This window comes from Marinilactibacillus piezotolerans (assembly GCF_900169305.1).
Lineage (GTDB): Bacteria > Bacillota > Bacilli > Lactobacillales > Carnobacteriaceae_A > Marinilactibacillus > Marinilactibacillus piezotolerans_A.
Window position 1 is genome coordinate 72,053 of sequence record NZ_FWDP01000003.1, and the last position, 16,234, is coordinate 88,286.

The 16,234-nt window shown below is 37.7% G+C and carries 16 protein-coding genes; 3 read left to right on the forward strand and 13 right to left on the reverse strand.

Features of this window, described 5'->3' with window-relative positions:
- Nucleotides 1–136: 136 nt before the first annotated feature.
- Nucleotides 137–709 (reverse strand): Dps family protein, encoded by a 573-nt coding sequence (locus tag B6F02_RS02255; protein WP_002292150.1) that lies wholly within the window; start codon nt 707–709, stop codon nt 137–139.
- 485 nt (nt 710–1,194) lie between these two features.
- Between B6F02_RS02255 and B6F02_RS02260 the strand changes: the two genes are divergently transcribed.
- Nucleotides 1,195–1,455, forward strand: a complete 261-nt coding sequence (locus B6F02_RS02260; RefSeq protein WP_256864639.1) for a winged helix-turn-helix transcriptional regulator — start codon at nt 1,195–1,197, stop codon at nt 1,453–1,455.
- Between the two features lie 86 nt (nt 1,456–1,541).
- On the opposite strand, the gene B6F02_RS02265 is transcribed toward B6F02_RS02260, so the two are convergent.
- From B6F02_RS02265 to B6F02_RS02275, 3 genes are all read right to left on the reverse strand, one after another.
- Complete coding sequence (locus tag B6F02_RS02265; protein ID WP_080145787.1) at nt 1,542–2,534, reverse strand: D-2-hydroxyacid dehydrogenase; 993 nt, start codon at nt 2,532–2,534, stop codon at nt 1,542–1,544.
- Between the two features lie 98 nt (nt 2,535–2,632).
- Complete coding sequence (locus tag B6F02_RS02270) at nt 2,633–3,052, reverse strand: hypothetical protein (RefSeq protein WP_080145788.1); 420 nt, start codon at nt 3,050–3,052, stop codon at nt 2,633–2,635.
- 75 nt (nt 3,053–3,127) lie between these two features.
- Nucleotides 3,128–3,595, reverse strand: coding sequence for a hypothetical protein (locus tag B6F02_RS02275; protein WP_080145789.1), 468 nt, complete (start codon nt 3,593–3,595; stop codon nt 3,128–3,130).
- A gap of 534 nt (nt 3,596–4,129) precedes the next feature.
- On the opposite strand from B6F02_RS02275, the gene B6F02_RS02280 reads away from it, so the two are divergent.
- Entirely contained in the window at nt 4,130–6,271 is a 2,142-nt protein-coding gene (locus B6F02_RS02280; protein ID WP_179128505.1) for an ATP-binding cassette domain-containing protein, read from the forward strand.
- A gap of 197 nt (nt 6,272–6,468) precedes the next feature.
- Here B6F02_RS02280 and purB read toward each other — a convergent pair whose 3' ends face one another.
- From purB to B6F02_RS02315, 7 genes are all read right to left on the reverse strand, one after another.
- Nucleotides 6,469–7,764, reverse strand: a complete 1,296-nt coding sequence (gene purB / locus B6F02_RS02285; protein ID WP_080145791.1) for an adenylosuccinate lyase — start codon at nt 7,762–7,764, stop codon at nt 6,469–6,471.
- Between the two features lie 22 nt (nt 7,765–7,786).
- Nucleotides 7,787–8,911, reverse strand: a complete 1,125-nt coding sequence (gene purK / locus B6F02_RS02290) for a 5-(carboxyamino)imidazole ribonucleotide synthase (protein WP_080145792.1) — start codon at nt 8,909–8,911, stop codon at nt 7,787–7,789.
- Nucleotides 8,904–9,392: a 5-(carboxyamino)imidazole ribonucleotide mutase gene (gene purE / locus B6F02_RS02295; protein ID WP_143745187.1), complete on the reverse strand. Its 489-nt coding sequence runs from the start codon at nt 9,390–9,392 to the stop codon at nt 8,904–8,906. The genes purK and purE overlap by 8 nt, the downstream gene beginning before the upstream one ends.
- 769 nt (nt 9,393–10,161) lie before the next feature.
- The gene (locus B6F02_RS02300) at nt 10,162–10,620 is read right to left on the reverse strand and encodes a hypothetical protein (RefSeq protein ID WP_080145793.1); all 459 of its coding nucleotides are present in this window, start codon (nt 10,618–10,620) and stop codon (nt 10,162–10,164) included.
- A 313-nt stretch (nt 10,621–10,933) separates the two neighbouring features.
- A complete protein-coding gene (locus B6F02_RS02305; RefSeq protein WP_080145794.1) occupies nt 10,934–11,902 on the reverse strand; it encodes an electron transfer flavoprotein subunit alpha/FixB family protein in 969 nt (322 codons plus the stop codon).
- A 14-nt stretch (nt 11,903–11,916) separates the two neighbouring features.
- A complete protein-coding gene (locus tag B6F02_RS02310) occupies nt 11,917–12,711 on the reverse strand; it encodes an electron transfer flavoprotein subunit beta/FixA family protein (RefSeq protein ID WP_080145795.1) in 795 nt (264 codons plus the stop codon).
- A gap of 5 nt (nt 12,712–12,716) precedes the next feature.
- Entirely contained in the window at nt 12,717–13,847 is a 1,131-nt protein-coding gene (locus tag B6F02_RS02315; RefSeq protein WP_080145796.1) for an acyl-CoA dehydrogenase family protein, read from the reverse strand.
- A gap of 191 nt (nt 13,848–14,038) precedes the next feature.
- On the opposite strand from B6F02_RS02315, the gene B6F02_RS02320 reads away from it, so the two are divergent.
- Nucleotides 14,039–14,740, forward strand: coding sequence for a Crp/Fnr family transcriptional regulator (locus B6F02_RS02320; protein ID WP_080145797.1), 702 nt, complete (start codon nt 14,039–14,041; stop codon nt 14,738–14,740).
- 167 nt (nt 14,741–14,907) lie between these two features.
- Here B6F02_RS02320 and B6F02_RS02325 read toward each other — a convergent pair whose 3' ends face one another.
- Together B6F02_RS02325 and B6F02_RS02330 are read right to left on the reverse strand one after the other, a co-directional pair.
- On the reverse strand, nt 14,908–15,612 hold the full coding sequence (locus B6F02_RS02325; protein WP_080145798.1) for a Crp/Fnr family transcriptional regulator: 705 nt from the start codon (nt 15,610–15,612) through the stop codon (nt 14,908–14,910).
- A gap of 51 nt (nt 15,613–15,663) precedes the next feature.
- The gene (locus B6F02_RS02330) at nt 15,664–16,209 is read right to left on the reverse strand and encodes a Dps family protein (RefSeq protein ID WP_080145799.1); all 546 of its coding nucleotides are present in this window, start codon (nt 16,207–16,209) and stop codon (nt 15,664–15,666) included.
- Between the last annotated feature and the right edge of the window lie 25 nt (nt 16,210–16,234).

The window sequence follows — 16,234 nt, forward strand, 5'->3', positions numbered from 1 at the left end:
CCCCTTTATTTATTTTGTTTATATTCGCTGCTTTTATTATATAAGTCTATTACTACAAAAAAAATTGATGCACATCAAGAAAATGAAAAAAGGACTGGAAAGAATTCCAATCCCTAAATCAGCTTCTACTTTTACCTTAATCTTCATCCTCATCAAGAGCGTCATCATCTTCTAATGCTTCTTTACCAATGAACGCTTGCAGCATCCAAATGTTCTTGTCTAAGTCATTTTTAAAAGCAATCAATGTATCTTCTAAAGCATCGTCACCCTCGTCTTGAGCTAAACGAATCGCGCGAATAGTTAGGTCACGAGTGCTTCTGAAGTCCTCGATAATATTTTCAACCATGTCTTCTGCTTTAGCGTATTTATTAACTGCATCTTCCGAAAGCATCGAATATTTTTCAAATTCAACCGTTGTCGAAGCAGGTTTATGCCCAGAAGTAATTAGACGCTCCGCAAGTTTGTCGAACCATTTTTCATTTTCGTTATACAACTCTTCAAATTTTTCATGCAACGTAAAGAAATTGGCTCCTTTTACATACCAGTGATATTGGTGCAGTTTCACATGTAATGTATGCATGTTGCCTAAAAGATGATCCGCAATGGCCGCTGCATTAATTTTCGTATGATGAACATGTTCCTTGTGTTCTTGTTCTTCTTGCAATCTTTCTTGGGGTGTTCTTTCTTGAGTAGCTTTATTTTCAGTCATGATTTATTCCTCCTATAATTTTGGTTTGTTTAAAATAGCTTTCTTTGATTCCTCCTTTTTCTTTACTGAATTTAGTATAGGATAGATTTCCGTTAAAAAAATTGACGCTCATCAAGAAAAGTATTTCTTTATAGACGCCAGGCTTCTCTATTAAATTCAACTGAAATAATCAAAGGAATGAAGTCGTTCCCTCCAAACAAAAATTTCATTAAAGTAGGGCCTAAAAAAAGAATAGCAACTATACTTTGTCAAGAGACCTTACTGCTATTTTTTTGCTTGTTATTCTTCAATTACCAAATGTCTTGCCTTGCAGTATATTTAATGCTCTTTCTCACTAGTGTTGCATGTAACACTAGTGAGAAAGAGCATTAATAAGATAAACCTAGACGAATAACTTTATCGAGGAAGAAAGGGGAAAAATTAAAAATAGTTATATATGTTCTTTGGGGCTTACTATAGACTTGATAGGTGGAAAATAGAAATTAATCATTCTTTGGTATTTAATAGATAACACAAAAAGATTTACCGAACTTAGGCGTTTAATACCAACAATTACACAAAAAATACTTACGGAGCAGTTGAAAGAATTAGAAATTAATCATATTATTTCTAGAAAAGTTTATCCAACTGTACCTCCTAAAGTAGAATACTCATTAACTTCTTATGGTAAGAGCCTGATTCCAATCATAAATAGGTTATGTGATTGGACTGAATCATATGCGGAGGAAAATAATATAATTTTATGAACAGATTTTTTTATTAAAAATCTTATTTATTTATTCTTTTATTTATTCATACAGGCTGCTCTGCTAAAGCAAAGCAGCCTCATTTATTAACTTACTTCGTTATCGCTCTGGCCGGACTGAATAATGTCCATCGCACTTCCCAGTGCACTGTCGACCATATTTTGAACAGCAACAGTCGTATAAAATCCGATATGCGGTGTGATCAATACATTATTCATGTTCATTAATTTCTTTAGTTTTTCATCCGACAGGTCTTTTCCGGATAGATCATGATTGAAGAAATGCTGCTCGTTTGGCAAGGTATCCAAGGCTGCACCCGCAATTTTATTCTGTTCCAATGCCTGGATCAATGCTGGTACATCCACAACAGGACCGCGCGCTGCATTGATGATATAAGCGTCAGATTTCATCTGATTCAATGCTGCTTCATCTATTAAATGTGTCGTTGTTTCATCTAAGGGCACATGGAGACTGACAATGTCCGCTTTTTCAAGCACTGCTTTTTGTGACGGTTCATATGTTAAAATGTCCTGCATTTCTGTTCTCTGCACTGGATCGTAAGCTATCACCGTTGCTCCTAGAGCATGGAATAGCCTAGCCGCCGTGCCGCCGATCTTTCCAGCTCCGATAATCCCGACAGTCAATGTATTGATTTCCTTTGCAATCAAGCCGACCCAGCGGAAATCGCCGCGAGACTGGTTCTCTTCCAAGATAGGATTGTTTCGAATCAGGCGCAGCGCCTGCATCACCACAAGTTCCGCAACAGATGTTGGTGAATAGGCCGGAACATTGGTAATTTTAAGATGGTGTTTTTTTGCCAACGCTAAATCAATAATGTCATAACCAGCAGTCCTCAAAGCAATCTGTTTAATCCCGAATTGTTCCAACTGCTCATAGATTGTTTCTTCTGTAAGATCCACGCGCTGCTGAATACAGATGCCATCATAACCTTCTGCTAATTGAACATTTTCAGAAGTTAAAGGATCAGTTACCGGTGTCACTTCCACTCCATTTCGCTCTTCCCACGCTTTCAAAGCCGGTCTTTCGTCTTCTCTTATACTGAACATCATCAACTTCATTTAACCATGCCACCCTCGTTTAAAATTATTTCCAGTCTAGCATTGATGAGAATCTGACACAATACAGAGCCGTTTCTGCCTTATGCAACCTACATATTCTATCCTTTTAATATAGCATCTACTTCGTGTAAGTCGTAAGCTTCTGAAGTATCAAAAGTCACCACATAATCTTTCACAGCTGCAATATACAATGGATGCGACCGGTGATTCCAAGACTCCTCCCAGTCGTGTTCGAAAGGAAAAGCGGCTGCTTCATTGATTGCTTCTATTTGCTCCAGATAACTCGCGTAATCCTCACAGACGAAGAGCATCCCTTTTCCTAATGGATTGATTAGGCTCGCTGTTTCTTTCACGATTTGAAGGATGGCTTCTCCCTGTTCGCTTTCATTTATGTATTGTTTTAACATTTTTTTCCGCTTTGCTTCCGGTATTCCAAAGTATTGAGCCTGGGCTTCTTCCAGCAATTGATTGACCTTTGCTTTTTTCTGATCCAGTATTTTTTCTAGCGATTCTTTCATTTTCGGCCTCCTTGAAACAACACACTGAACCTGACTGTATATTGAACAGATCGTTTCATGGAAATGCGTTGTATATTAATTATCAGTTTTTTCCCAGATCACTTTCTGATTAGGTAAATCGGGAAGGTCTCCAAGGGAATAACCTTGTTCCGATCCTTCACCTGTGTAAACATCTCCTGATACGATAGAAATTTTATCAATAGATTCTATGTCGGGTACATCATCTAAGCTAAATGAAAATGTATTTTGACTAGAAAATGAAGGTTGCTTATGGATGACAATATACAGAACTGTGTCAAATTTCTCTTTATTTATATGGGTTATTTCTTCAAAACTATCTACTTCAATTTCTCCAGATATTATAGTCTTACTTGACAATGTATGCGGGTGATCTGCCACATTAATACTGTTAGTGTCTTCAATAGGAACAACACTAATATTGTTAGCTTGATAAATACTCAATAAAACATACACACCAAAAAACGAAACAAAAGTCAGTGATAAAGTAACTATATTTTTTTTTATGGACAATTTTTTCCCCATAACAATTTCCTCCATTCTCATTAGACAATTAACATAATAACATATTGCGACTTCGTTAAGATAATACTATTTTCGGTTGCGCTTGATTGTTTGTATATATATACTATAATTATCAAACAAAAAAAGGATTTTTATGAAGAAAAAAGAAAGAGGATTGCTGATTTAGTGGTTCCTATACTTATTTTTACCTACATATGTTTCAGGTGCTCAAAGAACTTGGACATCTGGTTGGAAGAAATATGATGTACCTGGCGCTTTAAAAATTGGCGATACGAGTGCTATGCAAGATGGTTCTGATTAGTTCCAATTTCAAATGCACGGTTCAGTAAGTGAAGTTTCATCAATCCATAGCGCCGCTCATCAAAGTTATAGTACTGTTCATTATTCTGCGCCTTTGCAACAAAAAAAGGCCAAGTCTCAGCATCATCTCAAGTCCATTTTACACCATCTTTAATCACTAGGAGTCTCTATAATAATATCCGTATTCAGATTTCATAGAATATGGATTTTGCTTATTTTAGAAAAGAGGATAGTATGTTAAAAATTTCAAATTTAACTAAAACATTTGGAAAAAAGACTATTTTAGATAACGTTAGCCTTCAGCTTAATAACCCGGATCATCTTCATGTTTTAACGGGTGAAAGCGGTAGTGGAAAGACCACTCTATTCAATATAATATTTGGGTTAGATAACGATTATGAAGGAACATACGAGTTATTTGGAGTTGACAGTAAGACATATAAAAACCAAAACTGGGATCGTTTAAGAACAGATCACATAAAAATGGTTTTTCAAGATTTTAAATTATTCGATCAATTAACTGTTTATGAAAATCTTTATTTATCAGGCAATTTCGAAGACAATGAAATCTATTCCATTCTAGAAAGTATGGATTTACTAAGTTTAAAAAATGAATATGTTAAAAATATAAGTGGCGGGCAAAAACAGAGAGTTGCAATCGGACGTGCCGTTTTAGGATCTCCAAAAATTATTTTATTGGATGAGCCTACGGGAAATTTGGACGGTATGACGACCGATAAAATAATGGACTATATCACTAAATTAAAAAATAAAGGGATATTGTTTTTTATTATTACTCACGATAGTTCGATTCTTGAATATGCAGATGTACTATATCAATTGGAAAAAGGAAAAATTAATAAAACATATCAAAAAAACGAAAATGAATATACTGAGCATAGCCTAGAACCAGAGAAATTTAAAAATATAAAAACAAAAAAACATATTTTTACATATACGTTCTTAAGTATGTTCCGAAAAAAGAAAAGATTATTTTTGTTAGGTGTACCAATTATAATTATACTAATATCCTTTATATTGAGTTTTACTGCTTTTCAGGCGGCATCATTAGATTCTTTTACTAATTTTTTTGCAGGTGTTGATGATAAAACAATTGTCTTCAATACTCAGACTTTGAGTTCCGAATTAGAAAATGAGCTTAGAAACAATAATGTTCTAGCAAGTAATGATGGCGAAAGGCTTGGCTTTTCAAATGCTGATATCAATGAGATTGCTAATATTGAAAACATTGAAACCTTTGAAGCCGTTGTAGAAGGGGTACAATCTCATTTTGATTATGAAGGAAATAGATTTGAATATAGGTTAGACTATGAAAATGTACCTGCTTTTTTAAGAAAAGATCTTAATCAGATACGCAGCGGCGAGTCAATAACTTTTTCTTTAAAGGCTCAAACTGTTCCGTCTTCAGTAATTCGTAATTATAACCTTAATGATGTAGATATAATTTTAGGAGAATTCCCTAAGGACCATTCAAAAGAGATATTAATTCCAGATTTATATGCTTTTACCCTATCCGAAACAGAAGATATCCTAGACTTAGTTAATACTAGAATCGACTTGGATGTTATTTCTGATGAAAACAATTCGAATGCTGAAGAATATAAAATTGTTGGTATTTATGATACGAAATATCAGCATGCTTTATCTACGTCCTATCCTATATACACGGGATATATTGATCAAAGTGATATTCAAAATAAATTGAGCGAAGATTCTTACCAATTTCATAAACAAAGTTATAAAGTAAATAAAGCAACAGAAGAATATACTGAACCCATCGCCAAAGATTATGAACATTTCAAACAAGCTATGGGAACTGGTTATGATCAAATGATTGTTGTTGTTGATGATGTAAATAATTTTGATAGTGTATACAAGGAACTGAAAGAAATTTTTCCTGATTATCAATTTACTTCGCAATATGATTTAAAGAATGGCGATTTATCTGGAATATATCATTCACTAGTTCGAAATTTAGTCGTAGGTTCTACAATAATAGCAGCTATTATTGGTATAGTCGTAGTTTTTCTTAATAAAGGCTATATTTATGATCGAACAAAAGAGTTTGCTGTTTTATTCTGTCAGGGTTTTTCAAAAAGTGATATTGTTAAGATGATTTCGTTAGAAAATGGTTTGATTTTCTTTGTTTATTTCTTCATTGCATATTTATCAGCTATCGTAATTGATACGCTATTTATAAGTAATAGCAAGTACAATTACTTATTTGTAAATTTATTGAATTTAAACAACGTCTTATCTCTATCTTTGCTTGTCGTAATCATTGTTTTATTCTCAATTATCTGGGGCATAGCGGGCATTAGAAATAAAAACTTAGCAAAATTACTAAAAGGTTAAACTAATTTAGACTGTTTCAAAAATACCTTTTAACTATTTGATGTTTATTAAACTCGACTTTTCCAGCAATTGATTGACCTTCGCTTTTTTCTGATCCAATATTATTCCTAGCGATGCAGTCATTTTCGTCCTCTTTGAAATAGATAAAATAAATGAAAACATCACTTTGCAGCGTACACAAAGTGATGTTTTTATAATTATGCTAAGCCGACACGTTCAAAAATTTCATCGACGTTTCTCAAATGATAGTGATAATCGAATGTATCCGCTACGTCATCTGCCGAGAGATAAGACATGATCGTTTCATTTTCTTCAATCAGTGGGCGGAAAGCCTTCTGCTCATCCCAGGCAATCGCTGTTTGTGGCTGAACCAGATCATAAGCAGCTTCACGGCTCAGACCTTTATCGATCAGTTTCAATAAGACGCGCTGACTGTAGATCAAGCCAAGCGTCGCATCCATATTACGTTTCATATTTTCAGGGAACACCGTCAAATTACGGACGATATTCGCAAATCGATTCAGCATGTAATTCAATAAAGTCGTGCTATCCGGCAGGATAATGCGCTCTGCAGAAGAGTGAGAAATATCCCGTTCATGCCATAAGCTGACATTTTCATAAGCAGTGACCATATGTCCGCGAATCACTCGAGCCAGTCCGGCCATATTCTCAGAACCAATTGGATTGCGTTTATGTGGCATTGCCGAAGAGCCTTTTTGACCTTTCGCGAACCCTTCTTCCACTTCTCTGGTTTCCGATTTCTGCAGTCCTCTAATTTCTGTAGCAAATTTTTCTACACTCGTTGCAATTAGCGCAATGGAGCTTAAATATTCAGCATGCAAATCACGCGGCAGCACCTGAGTGGAGATTTCCTGTGCACGAGTACCCAGCTTTTCGCAGACATATTTTTCAACAAAGGTCGGAATATTCGCAAATGTGCCTACTGCTCCGCTGATTTTCCCTGCTTCTACTCCTTTAGCAGCATGTTCAAAGCGCTCGATATGACGTTTCATTTCTGAATACCATAAGGCCAGTTTCAACCCAAAAGTCGTCGGCTCTGCATGAACACCATGTGTTCTGCCCATTGTTACAGTATATTTGTGCTCTTTTGCTTTTTCGCCGATGACTTCAAGCAAGTTCTGCAGATCTTTACGCAGAATGTCATTGACTTGCTTTAACTGATATCCATATGCAGTATCAACAACATCCGTACTGGTCAATCCGTAATGGACCCATTTTTTCTCTTCGCCAAGCGTTTCAGATACTGCGCGTGTAAAAGCGACCACATCATGTCTGGTTTCTTTTTCAATTTCTAAAATCCGTTCAATATCAAAAGAAGCGTTCTGACGTATTTTTTCTACATCTTCTTTTGGAATCTCGCCCAGTTCTGCCCAAGCTTCGTCAGCCAGAATCTCAACTTCCAGCCAGGTATTGTAGCGGTTTTCGTCTGACCAGAGTTTTTTCATTTCAGGTCTTGTATAGCGTTCAATCATGTCATTGCTCCTTATTTTTTCTTTAACTTTGCCAGATTGCTGTCTGATCAATTTCTTTCAGTGTCCGTTCCAAGTCATCCGTCAATATCGTGATGTGTCCCATTTTCCGACCGACTTTTGCCACAGCTTTTCCGTAATCATGTACATGCCAGACAGGTTTCGTTTCATTTAATTCCAGCGCCTGTTCTAAATGTTCACCTAAGATATTGACCATCACAGCCGGTCTTAATAAGTCTACTTGCGGCAAATTGTACCCGCAGATTGCTCTGATATGCATATCAAATTGAGAGTCTGAGCAAGCTTCGATCGAATAATGCCCTGAATTATGCGGACGCGGTGCCAGTTCATTGGCATAGATTTCTCCCTGCGCGGTCACAAACAGTTCGATGCCCAGCACGCCTACTAAATTCATTTGATCGGCAATCTGTTCGGCGATCTTTTTCGCTTCTTCTGTTACTTTCTGAGACACTCTTGCCGGCACAATACTTTTAAGTAAAATATTCTGTTCATGGATATTTTCTGAAACAGGAAACGTTGAAATCTGTCCTCTTTCATTTCTAGTTACCATAATAGAAACTTCTTTTTCGAACGCTACCCATTGTTCTAAAATACAAATGCCGTTTTCGAGCAGTTCGGCCGCTTTTGATACATCAGCTGCTGACTTTAAGACAACTTGTCCTTTGCCGTCATAGCCGCCGCGAATCGTTTTTAAAACGGATGGATAGCCGATTTCTTTAACAGATTCAGCTAACGCCTCTTCCGTTTCAATTTTAGCATAGGTAGCAACAGGAATCCCTGCATTTTTCAAAAACTCTTTTTCTTTTAATCGATTTTGTGTAATGAGTAAAAGCTCTGTCCCTTGTGGTACGGACACTTGATTCAAGACTCTTTCGATCGTCTCGGCATCTACGTTCTCAAACTCGTATGTGAGCACATCGCTTCGTTCAGCCAGTTCGGCTAACGCCTCTGCATCGTCATAGGCTGCTTCAATATGCCAATCCGCTACTTGAGCTGTCGGACAATTCGGTGTCGGGTCCAGGACCCCGACGTTATAACCTCTTTCTTTAGCAGAAAAAGCCATCATCCGACCCAGTTGTCCGCCGCCGATGATGCCGATCGTACTTTTTGGTTTAATTATATTAGACAATATCTTCACTACTTTCTATGACACCTTGTTTTGAATGAGCTCTTTTTCGCTCAAGCCGCTGCGCAACTTTTTCATTTTCTATCCCTAAAATCTGCGCTGCCAGCAGCCCAGCATTGGTTGCACCTGCTTTTCCAATGGCAACAGTCGCCACTGGAACACCGCCCGGCATCTGGACAATCGAAAGCAGAGAGTCCAATCCATTCAGTGCGCGGGACTGGACGGGTACACCGATGACAGGCAAAGTCGTTTTGGCTGCGACCATTCCCGGAAGATGCGCCGCTCCTCCAGCCCCTGCAACAATTACTTTTATGCCTTTTGCTCTGGCCGTCTCTGCAAACTCAAACATCAATTCCGGTGTCCGATGAGCTGAGACGACTTTTTTCTCATATAATACCTCTAACTCATCCAGCACGTCACACGTATGTTTCATGGTCTCCCAATCCGATGTACTTCCCATAATTACAGCAACTTCTGCAGCCAATCCTAACCCCTCCTATAATATGTGCATTACGATTATTCCTTATTAGAGTTCATTAATTTACATATTATCAATAACCAGACTGGTTTAAAAGTAAATATCGAACTTTTAAATTTATTTCACGTTAAAAGTTCGTGTTTAAATATTCTCTATTATTTTCTAAGAAGCTAAAATCTAGTAAGAGGTGAGGTGACTAACTTACGGCTTCCCAAACCACCGTACGTACGGTTATCCTTTTGGCGTATCTTATAGACATCCCTTGGTAAAAACGATACCTTTTATTTTTGCTACTCGTCCTCTTTTACTGCTCCAGTTGATAAAATGAGCCTCTTATTTTAACTACTCAATCTCTTTTGCTGCTCCAGTTGATAAAATGAGCCTCTTATTCTAACTACTCGCTATCTTTTGATTCTCCAGTTGATAGAATAAACCTCTTATTTTTGCTACTCAATCTCTTTTACTACTTCAGTTGATAGAATAAGAGATTTATTTCACTTCACTTTAACACTTTATAAAACTTAGGCTGTCTAGAACTTCATTTTGCTTGGCAAACTCGTCCGTTCTGGTTCAGCCTTGATATGAAGTATCTGTTCGTCAGTGCGAGCCTTTGCGTCTGACTTTAGATTAAGCCGCGCAGTAGACTCCTTTGTCATTCGCTAACAGTTTCTACTGCCAAGTCTGTAGGGGACTTTCACCACCAAGTTGTCGCCCATGCCGGGCACACCAAAAAAAGCCCAGCTTTTGACTAAGCCAGACTATCTATTTACCATCATTAAAGTTTCTTTATATGAAACTGACTGCATTCTATTATGATCGTTGTTCCAGAGAATAGTTGAATCTCATGGTGGAGTTTCCCATTTGTCGATAAGGTCAGTTCATCATACCCCCACTCGTCCAATCTTCTATAGTGTAAAACCTCATCAGTTCCTACGATAGAATTTCTAGATATATCAAAATCCATCGTATATCTCATGACATTCGTCCAATATAATTCGTAAGCTGTCTCATTCCAATGTCTGATTTTCATGTTTATATCGACAATACTATCGGCGATCTCCTCATATTCTGTTTGTTCAAATGGGTTGCAGATCTTTATTTCCAACGGCATTCCATCGTGAAAAGAGTCTTGAAGCATAAACGCACTAGTCTGTTTGTCCAATTTACCTTGCAGAGATTTCAAGTTTTTTCTGTAACCTTCTATATCGCTAGTTTCTTCTGTAAAAAAGTTCATCTATTTACTCCTTTTTTAAAAAAAATTTAAAAGATCCAATTCCAGATACTATTCAGTACGCCGCCCAAAATGGCCCCATAGATGAACCATTTCCTATTCTTCCAATTTCGCTTGATTTTCGTCAATAGCAGGTGCTCGCTTTTTGGATTCTTGTGCGTAACCTTTCTTCTTCATGTTCATTGCTTTCAAGATAAGGAATTTCCTGATATCATTAAAGTCCTTTGCAGGAATTATATCAGATACAAACGAAGACAGGGAGCAGTATTTAAGCTGCACCCTGTCTTTTTTTAATGGTTGATGTCCCTATACTTTTTTATTGAATCACTTTCAAGAAGCTCTTGAGGAAATCTCCTGCATCGCCAATATAACTGAAGTCTGAATATTTAAAGATTGGTGCATCAGCATCCTTGTTTATTGAAATAATCAAGTCAGATTGTTCTATTCCGGTCGTATATTGCACAGCACCATGTACACCCAGGTTGATCAATAATTTTGGTGCAATGGTATTTCCAGATTGTCCAATTTGATCTTCTCCGCTGAATTTCACATGGTCCGTCAATGGACGGGTAACCCCCATTTTTGCGCCTAGTTTGCGCGTTAATTCTTCTGCTAAGTCAATGACTTGATCATCAGATGCACCGCGACCTAACGCTACTACTCTGTCCGCATTTGCAATACTGTCACTCTTAGAAAGCAACGGTGTTTCTTCTAAGATCTTTACACGCGGTGCTTCTTTAAAAGATAAGTCGCTTACTTCAGTCACAACAACCGATGCATCAGGCACCTTTTGTGCAGCAAATGTATTCGGCCGTACAGAAGCCATCTGCGGACGTTGATTCGGGCAAATGATTTCGCACATAATATTATCACCATAAGACGGTTTGGTTTGAATGAGTAAATCGTCATCAAAAGATAAATTCAGGCAGTCAGAAGTCAGACCGGTGTTTAATTTTGCTTGGAGACGAGGAGCAATCGAGCGCCCTACAACAGTTGCTCCAAAGAGGATACTGTTCGGCTGGCGACGCTCAGCTAAGGCTGTCATCAAATTGGCAATCTCAGAATCTGTCGCATCTCTTAATCGATCATCTTTTACGACAATGATTTCATCAGGCCCGTATTCTTTAATGTCCATTTCTAGTTGCTCATCAGTTGCTTCAAATAAGACAATAACCACTTTCTTGTCCTTTGAAATTTCTTTAGCTTTTGTAATCAGTTGATAGGTTACTGGTTGGATGATTCCAACATGTTTCTCTGCATATATCCAAACTTCTTGGTTCGTCATTTTTTCCACCTCTTTTAAAGTAAGTTGCTGGATCTTAATTGAATCAACAGTTCACGAACGGCTTCATCTGGGGTTCCTTTTAGATAGGTTGTTTCTTTCGCCTCTTTTTCCGGTGCCCAGACATTTTGGACGACTGTCGGGGAACCTTTTAGACCAATTCTCTCTGCATCCACCTGCAAGCTGTTCTCATCCCAGACACGAATGGTCTTTTTATAGCTTTGCTGAATATTACGCGGTGCAGGATAACGCGGTTCATTCAATTCTTTACGGATCGTAATGACTGCCGGCAACTGGAATTCAATTTTTTGCTGCATATTCTCCAACAGTCTTGTAGCTGTCATCGTTTGTTTTGAAGGACTATGCAGTTCACTGACAAATGTAATTTGAGGCCAGTCCAGAAATTCAGAAACAATAGGGCCAACTTGACTGGTATCTGCATCCACAGACTGACGCCCGAATAGCACTAAGTCAACATCGCCTAATTGTTTGATTGCTTGTGACAGAACGTAGCCGGTTGCTAATGTATCTGCTCCGCCAAACTGCCGGGAGCTTAATAAGACAGCATCATCACAGCCCATAGCTAATCCTTCGCGCAAAGTCATTTCAAAGTCAGAAGGTCCCATAGACAATAAGATGATTTCTCCACCCCACTCGTCTTTTAAACGCAGTGCTGCTTCTATCGCATTTTTATCATAAGGATTCATAATCCCTACTTCACCAGAACGGATCAGATTTTTGGTGACAGGATCAATTTTTAAATTATTTGAAACAGGTACTTGTTTTACACATACAACGATTTTTAAGCTCATCAGCCTTATTCCTCTCTTTCTTTCACAACTTCTTTAGTAATCTCTATCATCATTTTCTCTAAAGATCCTTCGGCAATCTGCAAAGCGCGCGAATCACGAATGAGATGCTCTACAGGGTATTCACGGCTGTACCCGTATCCGCCCAGAACCTGAAGCGCATGATCCGCAGCAATAACCGAAGCTCGGCTCCCGTATGATTTAGCCATGGTCGCGACTTTAGCGTAAGGCTTGCCTTCTACTTTCAGCTTGGCAGCTTCCTGATAAAGAAGTTGTGCATTTTCTTTTGCAATAGCAATTTCTGTAATCTTGGTTTGAATTGAATGTAACTGGATAATAGGTGTATCAATTGCTTCACGCTGTTTCGCATAATCCACCGCAATCGTCAAGGCATGTTCAGCAATTCCCGCAGCAATAGCGCCCATTAAAATTCTTGCGTCATAGTGGGCTTGATCTCCAATTTCGACACCTTGTCCAAGCTTTCCTAGCAAGTGATCTTCCGTCACTACAACGTTTTCTAGGAATATTTCACCCACTGGTGTTCCATTCATACCGATAAATTCTTCACGCTTTCCATGTTTGAATCCTGGCATATCTTCATCTACCAGGAAACAAGACAGTTCATTTGGTGAGGTTTTGAGCAATACACAGTATACTTCAGCTAGTCCACCGTTTGTAATCATCGTTTTATTGCCGTTCAGGATCCATTTTTCTCCTTCTTTGACTGCGTTGGCTGTGTTGCCCATAATATTAGACCCGCCTTGTGGTTCAGTTGACGAAAATCCGAAGATACGGTGGTTAGCCTGAGGAAGATACTTTTCTTTTAAAGCAGGTGTTGCATACTTAATAACTTGATCTACTGTCTTGTAATGCCCTTCTAAAGTAAAAGCGATACTGGCATTTCGTACAGCAAGATCATATACGGTCTGAGAACTGGCAATCGCATCAAATTCGGCACCGCCAAATTCTTCCGGTACAGTCAGTCCTAAAAATCCTGTGTTTACAATCCCTTCCCATAATTCTTTTGGATAATCTCTGTCTTTATCTATCTGCATATCAAAAGGTTTCACCTTTTTATCAGCAAAATCCGTTACCATTTGGTGCAGCATCATCTGTGGTTTAGTTAAATTCACACTCATCTTTACACTCCTTTGTTCAATTGTGAACATTTGTTTACATGATTTATAATCTTATTCTATTAAATCTTTTTTCTGATATACTTGATCTATATCAAGTACAACAAACTTTATATAAAAAATATGTATTTATTAGAACAAAAATTATATAGTTCTTTATCAAATATTGTGAAAAAAATACAGGAGTCCTTTATATGAAACAGACAAAAGCAGTTTTTAACGACCGGACACATGCCTATGAGAAAAATGATCCTTATTGTATTGATCACATTTCTTTATTTAACACCCTGACAACTGAACAAAAAGAACAGGTGAAATCACTGATTCACATTAAATATTATGACCATGGGGAAACCATTTACAGTCCAGGACAGACGGCTGATGCTCTTTATATATTAAAAAGCGGTACGCTTCGCATCTATCGGCTTGCAGATACAGGAAAAGAACAGTTGATTCGGATGGTCCCTGAAGGTGAATTTACTGGAGAGTTAGCCTTATTTAAAAAAGGAATCTATGAAGCATTTGCTGAGGCGAAAACAAATTGCTGCATCTGGGCAATCAAGCATTCGGATTTCCGTCAGCTGCTGATTCAGTATCCGGAGATTTCAATCAAAATGCTCTCTACGATTTCAGAAAGACTAGGATCGTCCGAGCAGCAAACGGCTTGGGCCACAACAGAAACTGTCAAAGAGCGACTACTGCATTTTCTAATCAGTTTAGTTCATTCTCAAGAAAAAGAGCCGATCGTTGAATTGAACATGGCTAAAAAGGACTTGGCATCTTATCTAGGCACCACATCTGAGTCCCTAAGCCGAGAATTGGCACGGTTAGTCAAAGAACGCGTCATAGAAGAAGTAGCTTATGGAAAAATCAAATTAATGAATGTTTATCCGTAAGGTCCATTACTATGGTATAAGCAGCAACACCCAAAAATCCAAGGCAGCTTCCGACGAAGAAGATACCTTGGATTTTTTTAATCATTTTATTAACCTTACCCAGCAATAAATCTATAATAGAATATGTCATTCGTTCAGTTGACATTCTGTCAAAAAGAGAAGTTGTCTCAAATGAGTAATAATCCATCTAAATCAATTATTTCGATTGTTTTATGACTCACTTGTTTAATATAGCCTTTTTCCTCTAAGTCATTGAATTTACGGCTGATCGTTTCAGGTGTTGTTCCTAGATAAGAGGCTAAATCCTTTTTACTCATAGGTAAAGTAAATGCAGACTTCTCAAGATTTTCATCTTGAACACTTTCAACCAAATACATTGCAATCCGCGTTTCTACTTTTTCTGTCGAAAAACGAGCAGCTTGCTTTTCAGAAGCTTCCAGACGATTAGAAAACTCAGCCAGCACTTTTAATGAAATAGAAGGGTAGCTCAATAAAATCTGCTGGAAATCTGAACGTCTGATCACACAAATCTTTGTATCTAAGGCAGCTTCTGCATACGACTCATGTATAGATTCAGAAAATAGAGCACTTTCACCAACAAAATCACCAGGATACAAAAATCGCACTAATTGTTCTTTTCCAGAATCCGCTAATCTGTATATGCGGACTTTTCCTTTACTAATAATATAAAGAGAGTCTGCCTGATCTCCTGCACGGTAAATCAGTTCTCCTTTTTTATAAGACATCGATTGAGTCGTAGTCGCGATTTCAGCCAACTGCTGCTTTTCTAAATGATTGAAAATGGGCACTAAAGAGACGCATGCTTTATTTAAATCACTGGTCTGGCACTGATGTACTTCGCTCTTTTTCATTTTATTCCCTCCGTATCAACTATACCGATGAAAGCCTCTCATTCGATTGCTTTATTCATCGTCTTCTCCTTCAAGAGCAGATTTATTTAAAAAGGCTTGCAGCATCCAAATCGTTTTATCCAGATATCCTTTATATTCAATTATCAAGTCTTCTAATACACTATTTTCTTCATTTTGAGCTAAATGAATTGTCCGCCCTGCCAAATCTCTTGTTATTCGAAAATCTGCTACTAGGTTTTCTATCATTTTTTCAGCCGGCAAATATTTATCTTCAGCAGATTCTGCAACTAGACTATACTTCAAATACTCTTCCATAGTAGAAGCAGGTTTTGCTCCTGAAGCTATTAATTGTTCTGCAATATCATCATAATAGCGATTATTGTCATTATAGAGTTCTTCTAGTATTTCATGCAAGGCAAAGAAATGAGGACCTTTAATATACCAGTGATACTGGTGTAACTTCACATGTAAAACTGCCTGATTAGAAATAATATGATTGGTCATCGCAGCGGCCGTAGGGTGATGATGGTCATGCTCTTTTTCATTTTGGATTCGTTCGATTTCTAGAAGTTCTTCTGGCGTTCTTTTTTCAGTCATGATTGTTTCCTCCTAATAATTGTGT